Source organism: Pacificoceanicola algae (assembly GCF_049341065.1).
GTDB lineage: Bacteria > Pseudomonadota > Alphaproteobacteria > Rhodobacterales > Rhodobacteraceae > Pacificoceanicola.
In genome coordinates, this window is record NZ_JBMPIX010000024.1 from 27,905 (window position 1) to 48,838 (window position 20,934).

17 protein-coding genes, 1 tRNA gene and 1 pseudogene are annotated in these 20,934 nt (G+C 53.2%); 6 read left to right on the forward strand and 13 right to left on the reverse strand.

What is annotated here, in order from left to right:
• Nucleotides 1–14: 14 nt before the first annotated feature.
• The 4 genes from ACOYQJ_RS22000 to ACOYQJ_RS22015 form a co-directional block, all read right to left on the reverse strand.
• Complete coding sequence (locus tag ACOYQJ_RS22000) at nucleotides 15–512, reverse strand: hypothetical protein (protein ID WP_422908117.1); 498 nt, start codon at nucleotides 510–512, stop codon at nucleotides 15–17.
• Nucleotides 500–1,297: a response regulator transcription factor gene (locus ACOYQJ_RS22005; protein WP_422908118.1), complete on the reverse strand. Its 798-nt coding sequence runs from the start codon at nucleotides 1,295–1,297 to the stop codon at nucleotides 500–502. The genes ACOYQJ_RS22000 and ACOYQJ_RS22005 overlap by 13 nt, the downstream gene beginning before the upstream one ends.
• 17 nt (nucleotides 1,298–1,314) lie before the next feature.
• Nucleotides 1,315–3,153: a sensor histidine kinase gene (locus tag ACOYQJ_RS22010; protein ID WP_422908119.1), complete on the reverse strand. Its 1,839-nt coding sequence runs from the start codon at nucleotides 3,151–3,153 to the stop codon at nucleotides 1,315–1,317.
• A 525-nt stretch (nucleotides 3,154–3,678) separates the two neighbouring features.
• Nucleotides 3,679–4,869 (reverse strand): tyrosine-type recombinase/integrase, encoded by a 1,191-nt coding sequence (locus ACOYQJ_RS22015; protein WP_422908120.1) that lies wholly within the window; start codon nucleotides 4,867–4,869, stop codon nucleotides 3,679–3,681.
• A 195-nt stretch (nucleotides 4,870–5,064) separates the two neighbouring features.
• Between ACOYQJ_RS22015 and ACOYQJ_RS22020 the strand changes: the two genes are divergently transcribed.
• The 3 genes from ACOYQJ_RS22020 (at nucleotide 5,065) to ACOYQJ_RS22030 (ending at nucleotide 7,380) form a co-directional block, all read left to right on the forward strand.
• The gene (locus ACOYQJ_RS22020; RefSeq protein ID WP_422908142.1) at nucleotides 5,065–5,250 is read left to right on the forward strand and encodes a helix-turn-helix transcriptional regulator; all 186 of its coding nucleotides are present in this window, start codon (nucleotides 5,065–5,067) and stop codon (nucleotides 5,248–5,250) included.
• Nucleotides 5,251–5,469: 219 nt separating this feature from the next.
• On the forward strand, nucleotides 5,470–6,426 hold the full coding sequence (locus tag ACOYQJ_RS22025; RefSeq protein WP_422908121.1) for a DNA cytosine methyltransferase: 957 nt from the start codon (nucleotides 5,470–5,472) through the stop codon (nucleotides 6,424–6,426).
• 69 nt (nucleotides 6,427–6,495) lie between these two features.
• Nucleotides 6,496–7,380: a NaeI family type II restriction endonuclease gene (locus ACOYQJ_RS22030; protein WP_422908122.1), complete on the forward strand. Its 885-nt coding sequence runs from the start codon at nucleotides 6,496–6,498 to the stop codon at nucleotides 7,378–7,380.
• Between the two features lie 125 nt (nucleotides 7,381–7,505).
• On the opposite strand, the gene ACOYQJ_RS22035 is transcribed toward ACOYQJ_RS22030, so the two are convergent.
• The 6 genes and pseudogenes from ACOYQJ_RS22035 to tnpA form a co-directional block, all read right to left on the reverse strand.
• Nucleotides 7,506–9,572 carry a UvrD-helicase domain-containing protein gene (locus ACOYQJ_RS22035; protein ID WP_422908123.1) on the reverse strand — a complete coding sequence of 689 codons (2,067 nt, stop codon included), beginning with the start codon at nucleotides 9,570–9,572 and terminating at the stop codon, nucleotides 7,506–7,508.
• Nucleotides 9,557–11,581 (reverse strand): ATP-dependent nuclease, encoded by a 2,025-nt coding sequence (locus ACOYQJ_RS22040; RefSeq protein WP_422908124.1) that lies wholly within the window; start codon nucleotides 11,579–11,581, stop codon nucleotides 9,557–9,559. The genes ACOYQJ_RS22035 and ACOYQJ_RS22040 overlap by 16 nt, the downstream gene beginning before the upstream one ends.
• Before the next feature lie 71 nt (nucleotides 11,582–11,652).
• Nucleotides 11,653–12,612 carry an IS481 family transposase gene (locus ACOYQJ_RS22045; RefSeq protein ID WP_422908125.1) on the reverse strand — a complete coding sequence of 320 codons (960 nt, stop codon included), beginning with the start codon at nucleotides 12,610–12,612 and terminating at the stop codon, nucleotides 11,653–11,655.
• Nucleotides 12,613–12,665: 53 nt separating this feature from the next.
• Nucleotides 12,666–13,718, reverse strand: a pseudogene (tnpC, locus tag ACOYQJ_RS22050) (IS66 family transposase); the annotation flags it as partial.
• Nucleotides 13,719–13,786: 68 nt separating this feature from the next.
• Nucleotides 13,787–14,140, reverse strand: a complete 354-nt coding sequence (gene tnpB / locus ACOYQJ_RS22055; RefSeq protein WP_168577563.1) for an IS66 family insertion sequence element accessory protein TnpB — start codon at nucleotides 14,138–14,140, stop codon at nucleotides 13,787–13,789.
• Nucleotides 14,137–14,568 (reverse strand): IS66-like element accessory protein TnpA, encoded by a 432-nt coding sequence (gene tnpA / locus ACOYQJ_RS22060; protein WP_422908126.1) that lies wholly within the window; start codon nucleotides 14,566–14,568, stop codon nucleotides 14,137–14,139. Before tnpA ends, tnpB begins: the two co-directional genes overlap by 4 nt.
• On the opposite strand from tnpA, the gene ACOYQJ_RS22065 reads away from it, so the two are divergent.
• Together ACOYQJ_RS22065 and ACOYQJ_RS22070 are read left to right on the forward strand one after the other, a co-directional pair.
• Nucleotides 14,458–14,778 (forward strand): transposase, encoded by a 321-nt coding sequence (locus tag ACOYQJ_RS22065; protein WP_422908127.1) that lies wholly within the window; start codon nucleotides 14,458–14,460, stop codon nucleotides 14,776–14,778. The two genes, tnpA and ACOYQJ_RS22065, sit on opposite strands and share 111 nt — an antisense overlap.
• 426 nt (nucleotides 14,779–15,204) lie before the next feature.
• On the forward strand, nucleotides 15,205–16,617 hold the full coding sequence (locus ACOYQJ_RS22070) for a Hint domain-containing protein (RefSeq protein WP_422908128.1): 1,413 nt from the start codon (nucleotides 15,205–15,207) through the stop codon (nucleotides 16,615–16,617).
• A gap of 200 nt (nucleotides 16,618–16,817) precedes the next feature.
• Here the strand turns inward: ACOYQJ_RS22070 and ACOYQJ_RS22075 are convergent.
• A protein-coding gene (locus ACOYQJ_RS22075) for an IS5 family transposase (protein ID WP_422908143.1) occupies nucleotides 16,818–17,575 on the reverse strand; the annotation gives its coding sequence in 2 pieces (ribosomal slippage) (nucleotides 16,818–17,239 and nucleotides 17,239–17,575; 759 coding nt in all).
• Between the two features lie 198 nt (nucleotides 17,576–17,773).
• On the opposite strand from ACOYQJ_RS22075, the gene ACOYQJ_RS22080 reads away from it, so the two are divergent.
• Nucleotides 17,774–18,190: a hypothetical protein gene (locus ACOYQJ_RS22080; protein ID WP_422908129.1), complete on the forward strand. Its 417-nt coding sequence runs from the start codon at nucleotides 17,774–17,776 to the stop codon at nucleotides 18,188–18,190.
• A 293-nt stretch (nucleotides 18,191–18,483) separates the two neighbouring features.
• Here ACOYQJ_RS22080 and ACOYQJ_RS22085 read toward each other — a convergent pair.
• Nucleotides 18,484–18,559, reverse strand: a tRNA-Thr gene (locus ACOYQJ_RS22085).
• 126 nt (nucleotides 18,560–18,685) lie between these two features.
• Nucleotides 18,686–20,848 (reverse strand): DEAD/DEAH box helicase, encoded by a 2,163-nt coding sequence (locus ACOYQJ_RS22090; RefSeq protein ID WP_422908130.1) that lies wholly within the window; start codon nucleotides 20,846–20,848, stop codon nucleotides 18,686–18,688.
• Between the last annotated feature and the right edge of the window lie 86 nt (nucleotides 20,849–20,934).

The following is a 20,934-nucleotide window of genomic DNA, read 5'->3' on the forward strand; positions in this document are numbered from 1 at the left end:
CCTAGATATTTCACTTATGAAAAAAGGTTGCTCTCAAGGTTTTTGACCATTAGTTTAAATTGATGCATCTCCCCTTCAGATATTTCATCCTTATTTAAATGAATAACCATATTTCTAACTGTGTAAAGTTTGTCCAGCGCGAGGTATTGCTGATCAGACAATCTTCCTCTTGACTTGAGTATATCGAGTGTAGACCTGAAATTTCCAGAATCGCTTCGTCCGTCACCTTCCAACATGCCCCGAACTTTACTCTCTAAATCCCCCCACATTGCCAGAAGCTCAGAAGTGCCTTTGGGCTTTTCATCTGCGGAAATTGCTCTATTCTTTATGAGCCCAACTTGATCCAAATACTCTTCGACCGCGTCCAGCTCTTCAGAAAATGAGACTTCAACATCTTTGAACTTAATTTTTTCAATCTTTCTTGCACCCTTCCTAATTTCACGTCGGAACCCAAAGAGAGCTACCAGTAAGGTTATTGGCCACGCTAGATTTTCAACTATCACTTCAAACATATGACACTCTCATCCAAGAATTCCCCCCGCGGCTCATCAGACGAAACAATTGAGACAGATATTTTTCCAAAGTCTCGCGCCCACAGGGCGTTCGGATGCGTTTGGCTCGTGGAGGATTGCACCACGATCTCGACAGCTTCGCCAAAACTCTTCGACCAAATATAAGTTGAGAACTTCGATTTGTCACCAGAAGCTCTCATGCCAGGGTTCCGTTTGGGCAGACAAACAGGTTTTGCAGAGTTAAACGATCGAAGTAGCGCCCGGTGTATCGATGGTACATCCGCCTTCAAGGTTGCCTGGATTTGAGATACTAGAAGGTTCTCTCCCTGCGGAAAAAAAACTTCTGCAGTTACATCAAATATGCTCGCAACTGGATCGTCAAGTTCGCACTGGTTCAACTCTGTTTTAATTGCATCCAATATATGCGAGGTTCCTAGAATGCCAATGTCACGTTTCGTGACATAATCGTCTGCCCCAAGCTCTTTGGTCATCTTACGCATAGTTCTAGCATCAGTGTGCTTGGTAACAACAATAATTCTGGTACATTCATTAAGTTTTTTGATCTTCGCAATAATCTCCTGCCCTGAAAGATCATCAGGACGTTCATTACCCTCAAGTCCGAGATCTACAAGAGCGACATGGGGTGTAACGTTATTCAAAACCTCCATAGCTTCAAGCTTGTCCTTAGCGGAGTATATCTTGAAGCCTTCCTCCAACAAGTTGGCAGAAAGCGCCTCACGATGAGATTGAACGTCTTCAACCAAAAAAATGCGAGCAGTTGACATTTTGTTCCTCTTCTTCTTTAGAACACTAAAAAGCTGAGTGTAACCGAGAACCATTCATCTTCAACACTATCAAGATCGACCCATCCATCAAACTCTCGGACGTACTTTTCTACGGCAGTCAGCCCAACCCCCCGTCCATCTGCTGCTTGTCTAAAGCGGGTTCCGGGACGGAAACGCCTCAAGGACTTAAGATTTTCCGACGAAACCCCGACTCCGTTGTCTCGCACTTCGAGTGAAACAATACTTGAGGCTATAGAAGCTCTACTTGCTTCACGCTCTGAGATTTTAATTGTCACATTCGGTCTATATGCATCATTTTTTTTTGCTTTTTCCTCCATCGATTTAAGGGAATTTTCCAATATGCTGGTGATGTAGATCTTTATTGCAGGCGTGATATACACGCACGCTTCGGGATCAGCAGCCAATTGAAACACCTCCCCCCCAAGCTCGCTTATTCTGTGGCGCTCTGCACCTCGAAAAATTGATAGTGCATCTGAGACCAATTCACAAAGAAAATAGTCTGAGGACACGAGCATACTCTCGAACCCATCCGTGAAATCAGCAACCTGTCTAGTATATTTACTATGCTCCTCAATTGCTTTGGAAATTACCTCTCTAATTTCGGGGTCTTGCGTTCTGGACTTAAGCCAGTCCAGCTGAAGGCGAACTGCTGAGCCAGATGGAGCCCATTGATGCTCAAACGCCTGAGATATCAGAGAGGCATAACGCAAAGAAGTCTCCGTCTCAACTTTCGCCCAGTCGGCGTATATTGATCGCCTCTCTTCAAAAGCATATACCAGACTTGCCAGCTTTCCGGAGTAAGCCTCCAGTATCCTTTGAAAGGTACTCGATATCTGATTTGGCTTTGGGCACTCTATATTTAACACCCCAATGAAATCCTCTTTTCCAACCTCTAGTTTAATTGCGAGTTCGGATTTAGGAGGTGGAGTTCCCCTAATTTCAGAGGAGAAAAAGTCACGAAAAAGGTTTGCGTACGGCGGCTGGGTGGGATCAATCAATAACGATTTTTCATCAGATTCAAGCAAATAACCAACTACGGACTGGTTCATAGAAACCGGCGTATCTCTTCTCTCAGTGCCGTTTGTCGCTCTTATGTGTAAATACCTCTCTTCCGGAACCAATATTTGAATCAAGTGGTCTTTCGGCCTAAGCTTTGGAAAGTCTGGCACCAATTGAGGTATGAACTCAGCTAAGGCGTCAAAGCAATCTTCGGGGCTAAGGGAGCTATTGATTATTGTATCCCACATTTTCGAAAATACTTTGTTTGCGGTCTTCTCAAAATATATAGAAACCAAAATGGACAGCTGCTGGAATACACCCTGGAGAACCTCAGATATCTCACCCTTTTCAATCCCCTTAGGTATTACAGCCCAAACAACGCCAACGAACACTTTTTGGAATCTGATAGGCAGAAGTGCTACCTCGTACTCCAATTTACCGCTAGCATCGCAAAAGGCTTGACTAGCATCATAGAAAATAACCGAAATTGCCGCCTCATCAAATGTCTCCGGTTTAAGCTTTGCTTCCAAAGGCCATTCATAGCGGTTTACGTCAGCTATGGGCTGAAGTTTAGTTGAGAATATACACACCTGCATGCACGCAATTTCAGGGATTGCCCCCAAGACTCGCTTGAGTACACTCCCCAAAAATTCCTCGATCGACTTTTCAGACAAATTGTTCTCAAGAATAAAACCATCGATTGCTCTCAATATTCCGGATATAGCATCGGCCGACCTAGCGGCCATCTCAATTCGATCTATTGATGCGCGCGCAATCTTGATCTCTTCATATTTGCCTTTTATAGCGTCACTTGCGGCATCCTTCTTGGCTTGCAACTCATCCTCCATAAGAAGAGCGGCGAATATCCACTCGTCAAAAAACCGACATTTCAGTCGGTTTTATGTTAGTCACATGAACTAGAACTTGTCGAGTCAGATATTTTGATCGCTCGGAAAACTGACCTCGAGTTCATTCAAGGCCTTCTCCTGCAGCTCACTGAATGAACAGGCTTCCACATTGAAGGGATTTCTTACTTGACCGAATCTGCGAAAACTCAAACGCCGCAATCTCCGCGCAAGAGCGCGTGCTCTGCCGTTGCTTTCATCCAGTATTGATTCGATTAGAAATGATGATAAATCTATAGTCATGATACTTCTCCGTTTCAGTAGTGAGGGCTGCAGTGCCTCACCACCAATGCGGAAAAGTTCTTTTTAATTATTACATGGCGAAGATGGAAAAGCAATCCCCAATAAAATCGCAGCCCTAACGCTAAAACTCAACTTTATTTCCTTTTGGGTTTTCATAATCGACGATATTGTTCATCGCAGCCTACCGCATCGGAGTGCATATCCTCTTCTGCGCTACTCAGCAATTTCGCCGTGGCCGCTCGATAAGACTGCAGTGCTACTATTGCCGCCACAAATATATTCACTCCAAGCAATCAGTAATTCAGTTCGTTTCTGTAGGCGCTCACTCCTTTGATATGCCGCGATGACACCTTTATCGACAATGTGCCCCAAGCAAGCCTCCTTAACCTCGAAAGGAGCGTCGGCACACTCCTCTGCCCAAGACCGGAAGGTTGAGCGCAACCCATGCGGTCTAGCCTCATACCCCTCACGTTCCATAAGACGACTCATGGTGGCGTCTGACAAGGGCTTTCCTTTGCTCGAAGGAAACAGCAATTGCGACCCTTCAAACTTGTGCGCCTGCTCGATCACCTGCAGCGCCTCATCAGTCAGCGGTATCTTGTGCTCGCGCTTGGTTTTGGTCCGCTCGGGCGGCAGGACTAGCACGTTGTCGATGACTTCATCTGAGGTGGCGAACCGCACCTCCCCAGTACGAGCTGCAGTCAACATCATGAACCGCAGCACAAAGCAAGATTGATGAGGCTGTGCGCAAAGCCATTGGTAGAAGGCAGGAGCTTCTTGGTACGGGATAGACGGTACATGCTTTACCTCGTGCCGTTGCTTCCCGAGAAGAGCTCGTGCTTTCGTGGTTGCTTGTAGATCAACATCCAAGCCTAGCGCGGCTGCGTGTTTTAACGCTAGACTGAGCCGGTTCATAGCTTTGCGCGCCGTGTCGGCTTTGCCATGCCAAATTGGCTCCAGAATTTTCTTTATAACGTGCTGGTCAATATCTTCGACAGCCATCGCCCCGAACTTTGGCAACACATGAACAGACAGCGGCGACATCCAGCGCCCTGCGGCTCCATCTGCCTTCAATTCCGCCTGCCGAGCTTTGAAGCACCCATCGACCGCGTCTTTGAGTGTCATGCGTCTTGCCGAGAGCTGCTCTTTGCGGCGATTGGCGACCGGATCGATACCGTCACGCAGCGCAGCTCTAGCTTGGAGCGCCCTAGCGCGCGCATCGGCAATTGAAACCTCTGGCCAAGGCCCCAAACCCATCTCCCGGCGCTTTCCGGAAACTGAAAGGCGTAGAACCCATTTGCCCGCACCCGGGCTGCGCTTGATAAGCCACAATCCTTGACCATCGGCATACTTGCCAGCCGCCAGGCTTTTGGCCTTCATTGGGTTGAGCGTATTGTAAATCAACTCAGTCCACCTTTGGGTCCACCCTTTTCAGTCCACCTTTGGGTCCACCCTTTTGCATGCGAAGCAATGTTCCAGAACGCTCCTTCCTGACAAGGTCGTTGATTCAGTCCTGAGTTCTGACCTAACATAGAAGCCTCTCGGGAAACTTGTCGAAACCCGGGCATCGCGATGCTCTTCAATCATGGAGAGATCGTGATGAGGATCTTGTCAAAGCGCCAGCTGAAGGAGTTGGTTCTCTACTCGCCGCAACACATTGCACGCCTGGAAAAGGTCGGGAAATTCCCAAAGCGGGTCACTCTTGGCCCCAACAGGGTGGGATGGGTAGAAGGCGAAGTGTTAGACTGGCTCCAAGAAAGGCTGGATCGCCGCGAAGCGACCTGACGACACTCCCCGTGTGGGAGCAGGGTGGCCGGGTGTGCACAACCCGGTCACCATTCAACACCAAAGATCAATGAAGTAAACATCTGTGTGCAGCGACTTCAGCTACGCCAGTGCGCAGCAGCACACTGTGGAACAACTTGTGAACATAGATGCGGTGCGCTAAAGACTGTTGCACCAGAATCCGCAACCTGTTGTATTGCCGTTAGGAGGTACTGCTACATGCTGTCATCATTGGAACTTTGTGCTGGCGCTGGCGGTCAAGCTCTTGGTCTAGAGAAAGCCGGTTTCGGCCACGAAGCACTCGTGGAAATAGACAAGCATTGTTGCAATACCCTTCGGTATAATCGTCCGTCTTGGAACGTGTTCGAGGAAGACATGCGTCTCTTCAAGCAGGACGCGGAGAACTATAAGGGGATAGACCTATTGGCAGGGGGATTGCCCTGCCCGCCCTTTTCCAAGGCAGGCAAACAACTTGGACAAGCTGACGAGCGCAACTTGTTCGATGACGCAATCGACATAGTTGATGCGATGCGCCCTCGGGCAATCATGATTGAGAACGTGCGTGGTTTCTTAGATGCAGTGTTCGAAGATTACCGCACCCATCTAAAGACACAGCTCAAGAAGCTAGGCTATCACTCGGAACCGAAGCTTATGAATGCGTCAGATTTTGGTGTGCCACAACTCCGACCTCGCGTTGTCATCATAGCCATTGAGGAGAGTCGTACAGAACATTTCTCTTGGCCAGTTCCGCATGCCGATAGACCTAAGACGGTTGGGCAAACACTCCGGAAAATGATGGCAGCCAACGGCTGGGCCGGAGCTTCAGCTTGGGCACGACAGGCTAATGACATCGCTCCTACCGTTGTTGGTGGGAGTAAGAAACATGGCGGTCCCGATCTTGGTCCGACACGCGCCAGGAAAGCTTGGGCATCACTTGGCGTCGAAGGACGAACGATTGCTCCCGAAGCTCCGGGTCCTGACCATGTCGGCATACCTCGTCTTACAGTGCAGATGGTAGCGAAAATCCAGGGCTTTCCAGACAGTTGGCACTTCACAGGCGCAAAAACCAACGCATATCGTCAAGTTGGCAACGCCTTTCCGCCACCTGTGGCGGAAGCCGTCGGAGCTCAACTCCGATCAGCTTTAACAGCACGGACTCTTTACGCCGTCGCCTAGAGCGCGAAAGGCCGGCCTTTTCAGATATTTAGACTCCACAATGCGCTGAGTTTGAACCAATGATGCAACATGAAAATGTTGCCGTCAGTTGTTGATCCGAGTCACCCCGATTTCGAGGAATTGGACCGAATTCGGCTAGGTATTTTTGAAGTGGCTGGAGGCGAGGCAGCAGTCGCGTCCGCCTTCCCTCAAGCCATCCGAGACGCCATTGATTTCGTACTTGACCCCATACGGACCGGACGAACTGCCATCCACGAGTTGGACAACGTGGAAAAGACCTTTGTAGGCTTGAAGATCGAGCATTATGTCCGCGACTTCCTAGGTGCCCCCAAAGGTATCCGTGACTTGGTCATCGGAAACCGCGACGTCGATATCAAAAACACGCTCGACAACAGCTGGATGATTCCGCCGGAGACCTACCGAGATGAAGGTCCTTGTCTAGTCATCAATTCAAAAGAAAATGAGAGTCGGTGTTGGATGGGCGTGATGCTCGCACGCGAAGAATACCTCAACGCTCCAAATCGGGATGGAAAACGCGGCGTGAAATCGTCGGCTGTGGCAAATGTTCTGTGGCTTGTTGAAGGCGCTGATTACCCTCCATCGGTATGGAGAAATTTCGATATGGCTCAATTTCGAGCTCTACGCGAGGTGCAGCCTGGTACGGCAAGAGCAGCAGCATTTTTCCGCCTAAACCTGAGAAAGGTCGTGCCCCGTGAAGTGGCAGAAGCACTACTGTTCGACCAGAAAGATCCCATGAAACGCCTGCGCGGGAACCAAGGAGCGCGAGATGTGCTGCGCAAGGAAGGCATTGCATTGCTGTCAGGAGTCTATGGAAACAAGGTTCTGAAGTCTCTGGGGATGCAGCGCTTGATGGGTGATCAATTCATTGCGATTGCGCCGGAGACATCTGAAGAGCGTCAAGTGTTGCGTATTTTCAATGCCATTGACTCATGAGACCATTCGTTTGAGAGCAAGCACACTGAAAAAGTTAAAAGTTTGGTCTGACAAGGTCTTGAACACCCATCCTCAGAGAAGATATAACGGATAATCTGTTTAGCGCCCGCACTTTGTCTCAATCTCTATAGCTTGATGGATTGAGGAAAGAAAGATGCGATAAGATCGGCCTCCTCCTGACTCTTCATTAGGCGAACACACAAGAGGTTCTTTTTTGTTCGTGAGCATGCAACATAAAGAAGCTTCCTGGATGATATTTCCCGCTTTGTTTCCGGAACGCCCTTCTCAAAGCAGCTTACAAAATCGTACTCCGTCGTCCAGCCATACTCATCAATAACGAGAAGTACATTCTCGATGCCCGTTCCTTTCGTCTTATGCATCGTTGAAAATTTGCCTCCGCTGTCCTCATACTCATAGAACGCTCTTATCTCACCAAACGTGATTTCCTTGGAAAACAAGGATACAAGAAAATTTTTCTGTTTAAGGTCATTCAGTCTGTCGTCGTATTCCTGCTCCAGCAACCCAGCACTGATATGCTTCATACTCCTTGCGGCCACCTCCTTTGACATTTGAAGTTTTGTACGGTAGCCATTCAAGTATAGTTTCTCAAACTCGGCAAAGGCAGGATCACCTGAGATCTTTGCCAAAAACTCATTGCCCCGGTCAACAAATGACTTGTGGCCTTCCGAAACCCTTATCAAACCACATTCGACGGCATACTGTACAGTCTCATAAGCAGTACGATCCTTCTCCCTAAGTGAGTGAAGCATTTTATCGAGCTTGGCTTTGTCTGAGACTGACGTAATGGCATATCCACACTTCCGTAACTTCGCAATCAAACGGTTGTATGCGCGCCTGTCTCCCGGCAGACTCGCGTGTAGATCAATCAGATCAATTACTTCACCAAATTGCAGTCTATCAAACGTCTTGCGCATGCGATCACGTGGTTCTGAGTATCGATCATTGAAGATCTGATATATACCTCCAAAGCCAACATTGTCTGCAATGGACTTGTTTGTCAGTTTTAACTGAACGTAGTCCGGATATTGGAGTGCAGTTTTTTCAACCAACGCATCAAGTGCATTTCTGAACAACCCCGCATTCGTTTTTTTGTCTTCCAGCTTATCTCCCGAATCAACCGGCGAAGGAGCCAAGTCGAAAATCAGTTTCACGCTGCCCTGGCGGCTCTCAAGCGTTTCAAGAGTTCCATTATCAAACGATTTTAGTGCGACTTCCTGACTTAGACCGTCCGTCCGCAATTTGTTGCTGAATTTAATGACTTGAGGTGAGCACCGATAATTGTCCTCTTTAACGACAAGTGTGAGTTCTTTAGCATCGATATGCGACTGAGCGCTTCCTATGCCATCCGAATAGATGGCCTGTTCAGAGTCGCCGAACAGCCCGATCACAGTTTTCCCGTCTTTTGGCAAACAGCGCAGAAGGACGCGCACGACATCTGCACTTGTATCTTGATACTCATCAATAAAGATGCAGTCATACCGATCTGACACGATCTTGCCGAGCAACGGCAAGTCTTCAAGAATATGGCAAGCCAACGCTATAAGCCCATCATGGCCGTACGAAGGGTCGTTGAAGTTGTTAAAGGCAGTGTCATTGTAGTAAAACTCGTTAGGCTGTCTCATAACCGCTTTGTCGCGGATTTCTTTATTGAGATCTTCAATCCACCCATTGAGCTGCGCATTATATGTGTCGGGCTGCTTGTCGTATTCGGGTTTGGTAGCGACCTTCGTAGTTTCTTCACCGAGTACCGACCTGCGGCGATTCTCGAGCTGACCATGCGCCTTCTTGAACCTGTTGTGCTCTTCTTTCTTCCACAGCTTCTCGTCGTCATTATAGCGATCAACTCCAAGAGGAACAAACACATCTAATTCAAAAATTTTCGGAAATGCCTGCTGAATGCTCCTCTTAAACGGTGAAATAACTTGACCAAAAAACGAGTGTACCGTCGAAACGAAGATATCGCCAGGTATACGATCTGAAATTTCTTCTGCGGCTTTGTTCGTATGGGTGATGCAAGCAATGCGGAGGCCGGGGTTGACCTCCAGAAGTTTTTGAACAAGCCTTTTCAAACTCTCTGTCTTGCCGCTTCCAGCCCCACCTTGAAGAACGAAGTTCTCACCGTTGGTAACAAGTTCTGCGATTCGATCTACCGGGTTCATTTTTGGATCCATTTTAATCCATCCATGATATATTTCGGCACCTTCCAGGTTTCGCCTTCTGCGAGCGCCAGGTACAAAACGGACCCTGCAAAATCGGATTTCTTTCCGAGTATTTGATCTGTGAGTGTATAAAAATCACCGTCGATGAAATCATCCAGCTTGCTTTTTGTTTTTAAACCCGCCAACGCATCCTTTCGGGCCTTAATTTTGTCAAAGTTAATCGAAATGAACGCGTCCTCGAAACTCCTTGCGTGGTAGCCGCTCTCCATAAGTTGGTAGGCGAGCGCGATCTGCCCTTCGCCCAAATTGGCAGTTCCGTCGACTAGATGCTTGTGCCAATCTGAGAAGCTATCGTCCTTCAAATCAGGGGCTGAGAGGAAGTGCTTCAGGGTTTCATTTGAGGTGTGGCTGGATTCTGAGACAGGGCAGGCAAGATATCTGGTCTTTCCCGTCTTCTCATTGAAAACAGCTTTGGTTGTGTCAATATCAGTTATTATCAAGGTGCGAACGCCAATAAACTCAAGAAACGGCGCAAACGCACGCGCATTTGCACCCACTTCAAGGATGGATATATTCTGTGAGGACAACCCGCTCCCCATGGATTCATTGATATTTTCCCGATCATGCATCTCAAAGAATAGCGGAAGCAAAATGCGTTCCGTGGTTCCCTCGATGAAGATCGCTTTGCTTGCGAAGAATAGTTCAGCAGAGTTGATTGTCAGGTATTGCTTGAGAAACTGAAAAATCGCTGCTCCATCCGCACCAAGTTCTTCATACTTGGCGCTTAAGTCAGTATGAAAGTTTTTGATCTTGACAGGCTCTGTTTGTGACTGCCGTGAAAGATACCTGATGTCCTCAAAGTTTGACTTGGAAACTATGTGCGACGAATGTGTCGTCAACAAAGCTTGCAAGTTCGGAATTTGCGAAACTAATCCATGAATTTTGTCCGCGAAGACATATTGCATTTGCGGATGTGTGTGTGCTTCGGGCTCTTCTATAACTAAGAGGTTCAAAGGGGCGTTTCGTCTGTTGAAATCGTCGCGACACAATTCAATCTGCAAAAGGAGATAAAGGATGTTCAGGTATCCGAGACCGCTGTGGTGCTCAGGAAGAAAGTTGTCGGTATCTCCGTAAATGACCTGCGATGATGTTTCGATGAGAGATTGCGATTGGATGTTTGAGACGACCTTTAAATTTCCCAGCTCTAGAAAGTCGCGTGAGTTTTCCAAGAATCCTCCGAAGACTTTCGTATACTGCTCTCCAAGCTGATCATCAATGGTGGCTAGCATTGATCTAAGCTTGTCAACGCTTTCACTATCTACCCCGACGGTCTCGTCATCTGCGTCAGCCTCGATATCACGCTTTCGAAAGAACTTGGTAGATATTGCGGACAAAGGCTTTGCTCCACGTCCGGCGTCTTCCGAACTTGCAACATTTCTGCGGGCATGAATGACCTGAAAATTCAAAAGCGACCGCACATGGGATCGCTCTTTCTCTTCGAGCTGATCTCGGTGTGCAAGATAGTACGGCGTTTCTTCAGTATGTCCGAAGTCATCAAACGCATAAATTTTCGTTTCCAGAAATTTTCGACTGAGGTTGTTCTCTATGAACTTTTTTCGCTCTTTCGCGTCGTTCGGCAACACGCCAAGGAGTTTCTTTTTGTCTATGCAGCATTCGAACAGGATGTTGGTATGTCGTCTCGTAGGATCAAGGTCGAGCATGAACTCTGAGAGAACTTCGAGGTTATCGTTCTCGTCGTAAGCTATGCGGAGAACAAGCCTGATCGCCAACTCTTCAATATTTGTTTCTTCATCAATGCCGAGCACTTTCTCCCTTATTGGTATCGGAAAGTCAGTGTATGTGAATTGGTCTGGCTTCTCAAGAAACCTTTCCAACAGAACGGCCAAGGATGTTTTTCCGGTATTGTTTTTTCCTACAAGTAGCGTTGTCTTATCTCGCATATCTAGGTGGCAGTTTTGAAGGAGTCGAAAGTTCTCAATCTTGATCTGTTCAATATGCATGACGATAGTTTGCCTTTATGTTCGGTCCGTTTTGGGATCGATATTTATTCTTTAAATTATCACGAGAAACTCTAGGTGTTCAGTCCCGGCATCTGGTGGATCGGGTTCAAGATGAATCTGTCCGGCTCTGATGTCCATATCTTGCAGATGTATTCGTAGGGTGTGAGCCCGTTGAGGGTCTTGAGCCGACGCGCGAAGTTGTATGCTGCCATGAAGTCTGCGAGGTGCGTTCGCAGCTGATCATGGCTGTCGTAGTGGAAGCGTTTTACAGTGGCCTCCTTGATCGTGCGGTTCATCCGTTCGACCTGTCCGTTGGTCCAGGGATGGTTGGGTTTGGTCAGCCGGTGCTCAATCCCGTTTGCCTCACAGATCATGTCAAAGCGCATCGGCCGTGAATACGCGGTGTTCCGGTTCCGGGGCTGCTCGGCGAACTGAATGCCGTTGTCGGTTAGAATGGTGTGGACCTGATATGGCACGGCTTCGAGCATGTGTTGCAGAAACTCCCAAGCCGTCTTTCTGTCCGCCTTCTCGACAAGCTGTGTCACAGCAAACTTGCTCGTGCGGTCGATGCCGACGAACAGGAACAGCTTTCCTTCAGCAGTCTGCACCTCGGCGATGTCGATATGGAAGAAGCCGATAGGGTAGCGTTTGAACTTCGACCGCTTCGGCTTGTCGCCCTCGACGTCAGGCAGGCGCGAGATGCCATGTCGCTGTAGACATCGGTGCAGTGCTGAGCGTGTCAGGTGCGGGATGGACGACTGGAGGGCATAGAGGCAGTCATCAAGCGGCAGCAACGTGTGGCGCCGAAACGCGACGATGGCCGCCTCCTGAGCCTCCGTGAGGACCGTCGAACGTGGCTCCTTTGGGCCGGTCTTGAGATCATCGACCGTCTGTCGTTTGCGCCACTTCGCAACAGTTTTGGGATTGATCCCGAGCTCCCGGCTCAACGTCGCGAGCGAAGCTTGCGATCGCTGTATTGCTGCTCTGACGGCGTACGTGGTCGTGGCGCTTCCGTGACGAACTTGTCCCATAGGGCATCCTTCCATTTCTTCGAAAGGATCACACCATCAAACCGTGGGATCAAACAGTAGGTGATACCCCACGGCTGGTTTGTCTTCTTCGGATCACCCAGGGCATCGTATCCGGCATAGCCATCCACGGTTAGAGAGCCGCCCTTGAAGCCGGTGAATATCTTTTTCGCAGTCTCTGCGCTGCGACTTCTCGAGTGCTGGAACACCACGATGGGTGGGTCGCCGCCGCCCCACCCGCGCTGGTCGCGAACCACAGCCCAAAGATAGTCCTTGCGGGTTTTGCCGGTGCGCGGAGCCAGGACAGGTACCGTGGTTTCGTCCGCGAAGAGGCGGTCACTGGCTTTCAGTTCGTCAATCATGGCGTCGATGATGGGGGCCAGCTGGAAGGCGATACGGCCTGCCCAGTTTGCAAGCATGGTGCGGTCGATTTCGATGCCGTCGCGTCGCCAGATTTCGGCTTGGCGATAAAACGGAAGATGATCGCAAAACTTCGCGACCACGGAATGGACGGCGAACCGGTTCGTGCCCAGACCGCGCGGGACCAGAAACTCCGGTGCCGGTGCCTGCGCGTGGGATTTCCCATCGCATGTGCGGCACATGTACTTGGGGCGCACGGTGACAAGGACGCGGAACTGGGCGGGCACGACGTCGAGGCGTTGGGTGCGGTTTTCCCCGACCTTCACCATCTCGCCACACCCACATGGGCAGAGTGTACTGTCGGGTTCGATCACCTCTTCAACGCGTTCGAGATGGTCCGGCAAATTGCCTTTGTTCCGCTTGGCTGAAGAGCGCTTTCGTGATGCCTTACCCAGTGCCTTGTCCGCAGCATCGCCCGCCGCCGCCAACTGCCCCTCGGCAACCTCGCAGTCTTCCGTGAAGAGGTTGCGTTGATCCGGGTCGCCCTTCTCAGAACTCGGCCCGAACCGCGCGTGCCTGGCCTGAGAGAGCATACGTTCCAGACGCGCATTCGCCGCCGCAAGGTCGGCATTCGAGCTTTCCAACAAAGCGTTTTGCACTGTGACACGAGCAAATTCCGTCTCAGCGGCGGCAAGACGCCGTTCCAACTCGGCAACGTATTTGCGGTCGATCGGGGCGGTGGCAGGCATGACCAACCATACATCGGCACGTGTAATCCTGCCGCAAAAATCGCTGCCGTGAGTCACCCTGCCGCAGGCTATCCAGCCAGTCTTGGCTGCCGCCGGCGCTCAGCCCGAACCGCCTTCCAGTCCAGCCCTTCAAAGAGCGCCGAGAACTGCGCAGGGGTAAGCTTGATCACCCCATCCGCTGGCCGGGGCCACTGGAATTGGCCGCCCTCAAGGTGCTTGTAGACCAATACCAAACCAGTCTGATCCCAAAGAAGGATTTTGATCCTGTCACCCCGCTTGGACCTGAAGACAAACACCGCCCCGCTGTAGGGATCACGCCCCAGAACCGTCTGGATCACGAGCGACAGACCCGCATGCCCCTTGCGAAAGTCGACCGGCCGCGTCGCCAGGAAAACGTGATACTTGCCGCCTGGCAGGATCATGACGCCACCCTGAGCGCAGCAATGACGCGGCCAAGGTGCTCGGGATCGAAACCGGTCGGAACCAGCACCCGAACACCATCGATCTCCAGATCAATCGTCCCGGACGCGTCAGGCGGCATCTGCCCGCCATCCCCTCCGCCCGCCTCAACGACGACCGGTACCAGACCCAGCATGTCGTCATCCGGCATCGCAAGAACACCTTCTCGCGCCGCCCGCCGCCAAGAATGGAGTTGAGGCGCTGAGATCCCATGCTTGCGCGCAACATCCGCCACCGAAACACCGTCGCGGTAGCTTTCCAGAACAATCTCAGCCTTCACATGTTCCGGCCATCGACGCCGACCACTCGGCCCCGTCACAACATCGATACGCCCTGCGTATCCTTCTTCGACACTGTGAGAAGTTACGTAATTTTGCACTGTATCATCCATCGGAACCCTCCTTGTTCGGATGGGCTCTTCTCAGATGACAAACTTCAAACGTCTACGAGGGCGGTAACGCGGCGCTTACGGCGCAACCGGATCGAAGTCATGTTCGGCAGGCTCAAGGACTGGCGGCGTGTGGCAACCCGCTATGACCGCTGCCCCAAGGTCTTCCTGTCAGCCATCGCCCTCGCGGCACTCGTCATTTACTGGCTATGAGTCCTGACCCTAAGACCCTCCACCTGCGTCCGAGATGCGCCAGCCTGATGCAGCCAGAGTGGTCCGGTTTGGAGTGCGTCGGCCTAAGTGGCCCCCACCGGCAGAACGGCACCGCTTTTCACACCAGAAAGAGGCAACGCGACGACCGCGACATGCCTGACAAACCCTGTAGATTCACGTGATGCGTCGTCTTTGCGTTGAAGCAGGTCAAGGTTCTCCGATCGGTGGAACGTCGCGCCGCGCGGAATGACAGCCTGTCATGCCGCGTTCTCGAAATCATATGAATACCGCAAATCATTCATAACTATTCCATTTTTCATGTGTTTAAGAAAGTGCATGTGTCGGGGTCGCGTTGCGACTCAGGCTTCGTGCTTGGAAACACCTAGCTTGCCGCATTTTTGAAGCCCCAAAAAGAAGCGTTGCTCCATGGCCACCTACACGATCGTTTCCTCGACCAAGACGCCGCTCGGCCCGAACGAGATCAACGCCGGCACGACGATCACGGTCAATCCCGGCGATGTCTTCATCTTCGGCGCAGATGCCGACGCGGACGTGAATTTCATCGCTTCCGGCGCCGGGCCACATCCCTTCGATATCGTCTTTAACGACGCCGTCGGTACCCTCAAGGTCACAATCGGATCGGGCCTCACCCCGACTGTAAGCATTGCGGACAATGTTGATCTGAGCGACGTTGAGATCGACGCCATCGCCTCCGAAGGGCTCACGCTGACTGCGGGCAACAATTCAAGCCTCAACAAGCTCAACGGCTCCGGCACCGGCAACGACAACATCACGCTCGGCAACGATTTCACCGCCACCGGCGATTGGAGCACCACCGGCGGCGACGACACGATAACCGCTGGCGACAACGTGACCCTGGTCAACGTGAAGACCGGCAGCAACAGCGACACGATCATCTTTGGCGACGGGGCCACGTTCACCCAGATCGATACCGAGAGCGGTGGCGACTACATCTTCATGGATGACAACGCCGTCGGTGACAAACTCATCAGCGGCTCCGGGGACGATTTTGTACGCACCGGCACGAACGAGCAAATAACGACCATTGATGGCGGCAGCGGAGGCAATGACGTCTACGAGACGCAGGACCCGACATCGGCGTCCACCGGCTTTGAAACGACCAACGTCATCTGCTTCGTCGAGGGCACGCTGATCCGCACGGCGGACGGCCCGCGCCCGGTCGAAACGCTTGTGCCGGGCGACCTGCTCTGGACGCGCGACCACGGGTTGCAACCGCTGCGCTGGAGGCGGGGCTTTCCGGTCTCGGCCGAGGCGCAGGCCGATGCGCGGCTGCGGCCCGTGCGTATCGCGCCCGGCGCGCTTGGCCCCGGCGTGCCGTCCCGCGCGCTGCGCGTCTCCCAGCAGCACCGGCTGCTCTTGCGCTCGCCCATCGTGCAGCGGATCTTCGGCGCGCCCGAGATCCTCGTCGCGGCCAGGAAACTGGTGGGCTTTCCCGGCATCGACATCGCGGCACCGGGGCGGCTTTTCCACTACCATCACCTGCTGATGGACCGGCACGAGATCGTGCAGGCCGAAGACGCCGAAACCGAAACCGTGCTGCTCGGCCCGCAGGCGCTCTCGACCCTGTCCGCGCTGGGCGTTCGTGTCGGCCTGCCGGAAAGCCGCGTCACCTCTCCCGAAACGGCGAGTATTCCCGCCCGACCGCTCATCGTCGCGCGTGACGACATCGACCGGCTGATCGCGCGCAGCCGCAAGAACCGCAAGGCGCTGCAAGATCCGGTCGCAATCGACACTGCCCTCTTGCCTGAAACACGGAACGCAAGCGAAACGCGGTCTCGGGCGTCGATCTGCCGCTGAAGGGCAACAGGAGGCAAAGCTCCCACTCTTCAAAATGCGCGACACGGAACGATCCCCTGCGCGAAACAGCTTGGAAGTACGTCTGACCTTGACCGCCAGGTGACGCAACATGGCGGGATGTTGTGCGTCCCGACGGCCGTATCCGAAGGCGCGCCCAGAACCTTTACCGTTGTTCCGCATCTAGATGCTAGGGTCAGGACTCATAGCCAGTAGATGACGAGTGCTGCGATGGCGATGGCTGACAGGAAGACTTTCGGGCATCTGTCGTAGCGGGTTGCCACACGCCGCCAATCCTTCAACCTGCCGAACATGATCTCGATCCGGTTACGCCGTTTGTAGCGACGCTTGTCGTACTTGACGGCTTTCTTGCGTTGCTTTCGGCCAGGGATGCAGGCGCGTATCCCTTTGTCTTTCAACGCTTCCCGGAACCAATCGGCGTCATAGCCGCGATCCCCGAGCAGCCAATCGACATCCGGCAGGCTGCTCAACAATGCCCGTGCGCCAATGTAGTCGCTGACCTGACCGGCGGTGACGAACAGGTTCAGCGGACGTCCCCGGCTGTCGCAGATGGCATGCAACTTGGTGTTCATGCCGCCCTTGGTGCGACCGATCAGGCGTCCACGCCCCCTTTTTTGACGCCCAAGCTGGTCGCGGTACGGTGGGCCTTCAGGTAGGTGGCGTCAATCATCACAATCTTCTCTTCACCGTGTTCGGCAGCCAGACCGGCCATCATCCGTGCGAAGATGCCTTTGTCGCTCCACCGCTTCCAACGGTTATAGAGCGTTTTGTGTGGGCCATAGGCCGAAGGAGCGTCGCGCCATCTCAACCCATTGCGATTAATGAAGATAATGCCGCTCAACACACGTCGATCATCAACGCGTGGCTTGCCGTGGGACTTGGGGAAGAAGGGCTCAAGGCGCGCCATCTGCGCATCCGTCAGCCAGAAAAGATCAGACATGGCCACCGCTCAGTTTTCGAACCGTGAATCACGCCGCTGGACGGAAATCAATGGGTCCTGACCCTAAATAGATGCCTTGAGGTTTTGACATCCGGCAATGTGGAAATAGTCGCATGGAGCGACGGTCGGACATTTCCTGAGTTGCACTGGCAGGTGTCCAACTTTATTGATTCCGAGTTCGCCCAGAAGGACAAACTTTTGAGACTGATCGAACAGAGACTCGTTCATGCAATTGAAGGAGGTTTGCCTGTTGATGAAATTCTGTCGGTCGTCGAGGCGGTGGACGAATTCATGGCTGACACGGTTCCCGACGAGGTTACCGAAGCACTCGAAGGTGTCGTTGGATACGAATTCAGCGAGACCGAAGAGGCAATCAGTCACCTCAACACAGAAAGCGAACTTTCCGAGCATTTGGAACACCTTGAGCAGTTGGCAAAGGTGACAGGTATTAATCCAGATTCTGCGCTTCAGGTCGTGTCGGAGAAGCTGATTCAGTACGAAAGACCTGACTACGATGAGCATAGGGGAAGCTTCACCGGTCCACAGCAAAGCCAGCGTGCTGAGTTCAGCGATGACGCCTTGATTAGTCTATTCTCAAACTTAATGGATCAGTGAACGTATCAACCGCACGAGTTGAAGTGCGTGCGGAGTAGAGACCGGCGATGAAGTAATTTTCGGCTGTCGAATCGATCCCTATCGATTCATGTAACAAAAAAGAAAAGCTCAGGCGTTCCCGTCGTAACTTGATTTTGTTTGGAGGCCAGTACCGGAATCGAACCGGTGTACACGGACTTGCAATCCGAAGGCGTTGCTCGCAGTGTTGGTGATTTTGAGTGCATCAAAGGAGAATGTGGAGCCTAAAAAGAGCCTAGCTCGTCGCGATGACCTTGTTAAGTGATTGATTTTATTGGTGCCCCCACACGGACTCGAACCGCGGACCTACTGATTACAAATCAGTTGCTCTACCAGCTGAGCTATAGGGGCACTTGATGAAGTAAGCTGGTCGCTTCATCAAATTTGCGGAAGAACTCGACCGAGTCCTTGCCACAAACGCGGTTTACCCGAGCCGATTGCGAAGGACAATACTCGATCTCACATCAAATTCAGGCTCTAGCGGTTCCCTTTAGGGCTGCGTCGCAGAGGCGAGTCGCCGCCCCGGTTGACGGGTTTTCCCTTGGTTTTGCCGCCGCCCGGTCGGTCCATGCGCACCGATGTGTCCTTGGCGTTCGCGGGTTTGGGTTTTCCGGCGTTGCCCGCGGGCTTTCCGCCCGGCTTGCCACCCTTGCCGGCGAATGGTTTCCCGTCGCTCTTGGCAAAGGGCTTCCCGCCCGGCTTGCCCGAAGGCTTCCCATCAGATTTGGCGAAAGGTTTTCCATCGTTTTTGCCGTAGGGTTTGCCTTCTCGTTTTCCAGTGGGCTTGCCGTCAGATTTGCCAAAAGCCTTTGGACCGCGCGGTTTGTCGAAGTCCTTGCGTTCGGGGCGGTCCGGACGCGGTGCTTTGGCCGGAGCGTCGTCGGACCGGGCCTTCCAGGGAGCTTTGGCGGGTTTTTCGCCGTTGTCGGGGCGCGGAGCGCGGGGCTTGTCCCGGTCTTCGCCGCGTGGCTTTTCGCGTCGCGGTTTGTCACCGCGGTCGGAGCCCGGGCTTTTACGGTGCGGTTGCGAGGGGCGCTGTCGGTGCGCTGGCGGCTGGTTGATGCCAGCAGGTTCACCGTCAAGGCGGCGCCCGAAGACGTCATTCTCCAACAAACCATCCGGGCCCAGGCGGCCAAGAAAATCCTCGGCGACCGCTTCAGCCAGTTCAACGAAGGTTTCGGTACCCTGCACCCGGATGCGCCCAATCTGGGCTTTGTCGAGATTTCCGACCCGGAGCAAAAGCGGCAGGAGCCAGCGCGCTTCGGCGCCTTTGTCCTGGCCAATCGACAGCGAGAACCAGGCGGAAGGGCCAAAGGCGGCGCGATCTTCACGCGGGGCTCGGGCTTCGACAACGTTCAGTTCTTCGGGGGCCGAAAGGCCAGCGCGGAAAAAGCGCAGGCAGGCCGCAGCGACCTTTTCCGCGCCATACTCGGCGAGAAGTTTGGCTGCAAAGGCGCTGTCCTGATCGGTTGCGGCGGTTTCCCAGACGGGATCAGAGAGCAGGCGGGCTTCGTCGCGGGCAAGGATTTCATCGGGCCCCGGGGCATGGGTCCATTCGGCTTCGATCTTGGCCCATTTGAGCAGGCGCTCGGCCTTTTTCGACAGTTTGTCCGGCACGATCAGCGCGGAAATTCCCTTGCGTCCGGCGCGCCCCGTGCGGCCCGAGCGGTGCAACAGCGCCTCGGTGTTCTGGGGCAGATCGGCATGGATCACCAGTTCAAGGTTGGGCAGGTCGATGCCGCGCGCGGCTACGTCGGTGGCGACACACACCTTGGCACGGCCATCGCGCAGGGCCTGCAGCGCGTGGCTGCGTTCGTCCTGCGACAGCTCGCCAGACAGGCTGACCACAGAAAGACCACGGTTGGCCAGACGGGCGGTCAGGCGGGCCACCGTTGCGCGCGTGTTGGCAAAGACGATGGCGTTGGGCGCATCGTGAAAGCGTAACAGGTTGATGATCGCGTGCTCCGCGTCGCGCTGCGCGACCTGCACCGCCTGATACGCGATGTCCGCATGTTGCGTCTTGCCGGAAATCGTCGAGACGCGTACGGCCTCGCGCTGAAACTGCTGTGCCAGCTTGGCAATCAACGGCGAGACAGTGGCCGAGAACATCAGCGTGCGGCGATCCTCGGGGGCCTCGCCCAGCATGAATTCAAGATCTTCGCGAAAGCCGAGGTCGAGCATTTCGTCGGCTTCGTCCAGCACAACCGCGCGGATATCCGCGAGATCCAGCGCGCCGCGAGTGATGTGGTCACGCAGGCGCCCGGGGGTTCCGACAACCACATGGGCGCCGCGTTCCAGCGCACGGCGTTCCTGACGTGCGTCCATGCCGCCGATGCAGGACACGATGCGCCCGCCAGCCTTGCCATAGAGCCATTCCAGTTCACGCTGAACCTGCATCGCCAACTCGCGCGTCGGCGCGACAACCAGCGCCAGCGGCGCGGCGGGCGGACCAAACCGGGCGTCGTCGCCCAACAGCGTCGGTGCGATGGCAAGGCCAAATCCCACGGTCTTGCCCGATCCGGTCTGGGCCGAAACCAGCAGGTCGGCCTCGGTCAACTCTGGCGCGGTGACGGCCTCTTGGACGTCGGTCAATTGGTCATAGCCGCGCTCGGCGAGGGCGTCAGAAAGGGTCGTGATCATGGGAGGAATGTCCGAGGGGTAAGGGCGCCGGGAAACGGCAAGATTGCTGCGGATAGCCGAAAGGCGGCGCCATGTCCATGCGGTAT

Coding starts and splice junctions, on each gene's coding strand:
- ACOYQJ_RS22000 (WP_422908117.1), bottom strand. CDS start 512: ATGTTTGAAGTGATAGTTGAAAATCTAGCGTGGCCAATAACCTTACTG.
- ACOYQJ_RS22005 (WP_422908118.1), bottom strand. CDS start 1,297: ATGTCAACTGCTCGCATTTTTTTGGTTGAAGACGTTCAATCTCATCGT.
- ACOYQJ_RS22020 (WP_422908142.1), top strand. CDS start 5,065: ATGAGGATCTTGTCAAAGCGCCAGCTGAAGGAGTTGGTTCTCTACTCG.
- ACOYQJ_RS22025 (WP_422908121.1), top strand. CDS start 5,470: ATGCTGTCATCATTGGAACTTTGTGCTGGCGCTGGCGGTCAAGCTCTT.
- ACOYQJ_RS22030 (WP_422908122.1), top strand. CDS start 6,496: ATGAAAATGTTGCCGTCAGTTGTTGATCCGAGTCACCCCGATTTCGAG.
- ACOYQJ_RS22035 (WP_422908123.1), bottom strand. CDS start 9,572: ATGGATCCAAAAATGAACCCGGTAGATCGAATCGCAGAACTTGTTACC.
- ACOYQJ_RS22040 (WP_422908124.1), bottom strand. CDS start 11,581: ATGCATATTGAACAGATCAAGATTGAGAACTTTCGACTCCTTCAAAAC.
- ACOYQJ_RS22045 (WP_422908125.1), bottom strand. CDS start 12,612: ATGGGACAAGTTCGTCACGGAAGCGCCACGACCACGTACGCCGTCAGA.
- tnpB (WP_168577563.1), bottom strand. CDS start 14,140: ATGATCCTGCCAGGCGGCAAGTATCACGTTTTCCTGGCGACGCGGCCG.
- ACOYQJ_RS22065 (WP_422908127.1), top strand. CDS start 14,458: ATGTTCCGGCCATCGACGCCGACCACTCGGCCCCGTCACAACATCGAT.
- tnpA (WP_422908126.1), bottom strand. CDS start 14,568: ATGGATGATACAGTGCAAAATTACGTAACTTCTCACAGTGTCGAAGAA.
- ACOYQJ_RS22070 (WP_422908128.1), top strand. CDS start 15,205: ATGGCCACCTACACGATCGTTTCCTCGACCAAGACGCCGCTCGGCCCG.
- ACOYQJ_RS22090 (WP_422908130.1), bottom strand. CDS start 20,848: ATGATCACGACCCTTTCTGACGCCCTCGCCGAGCGCGGCTATGACCAA.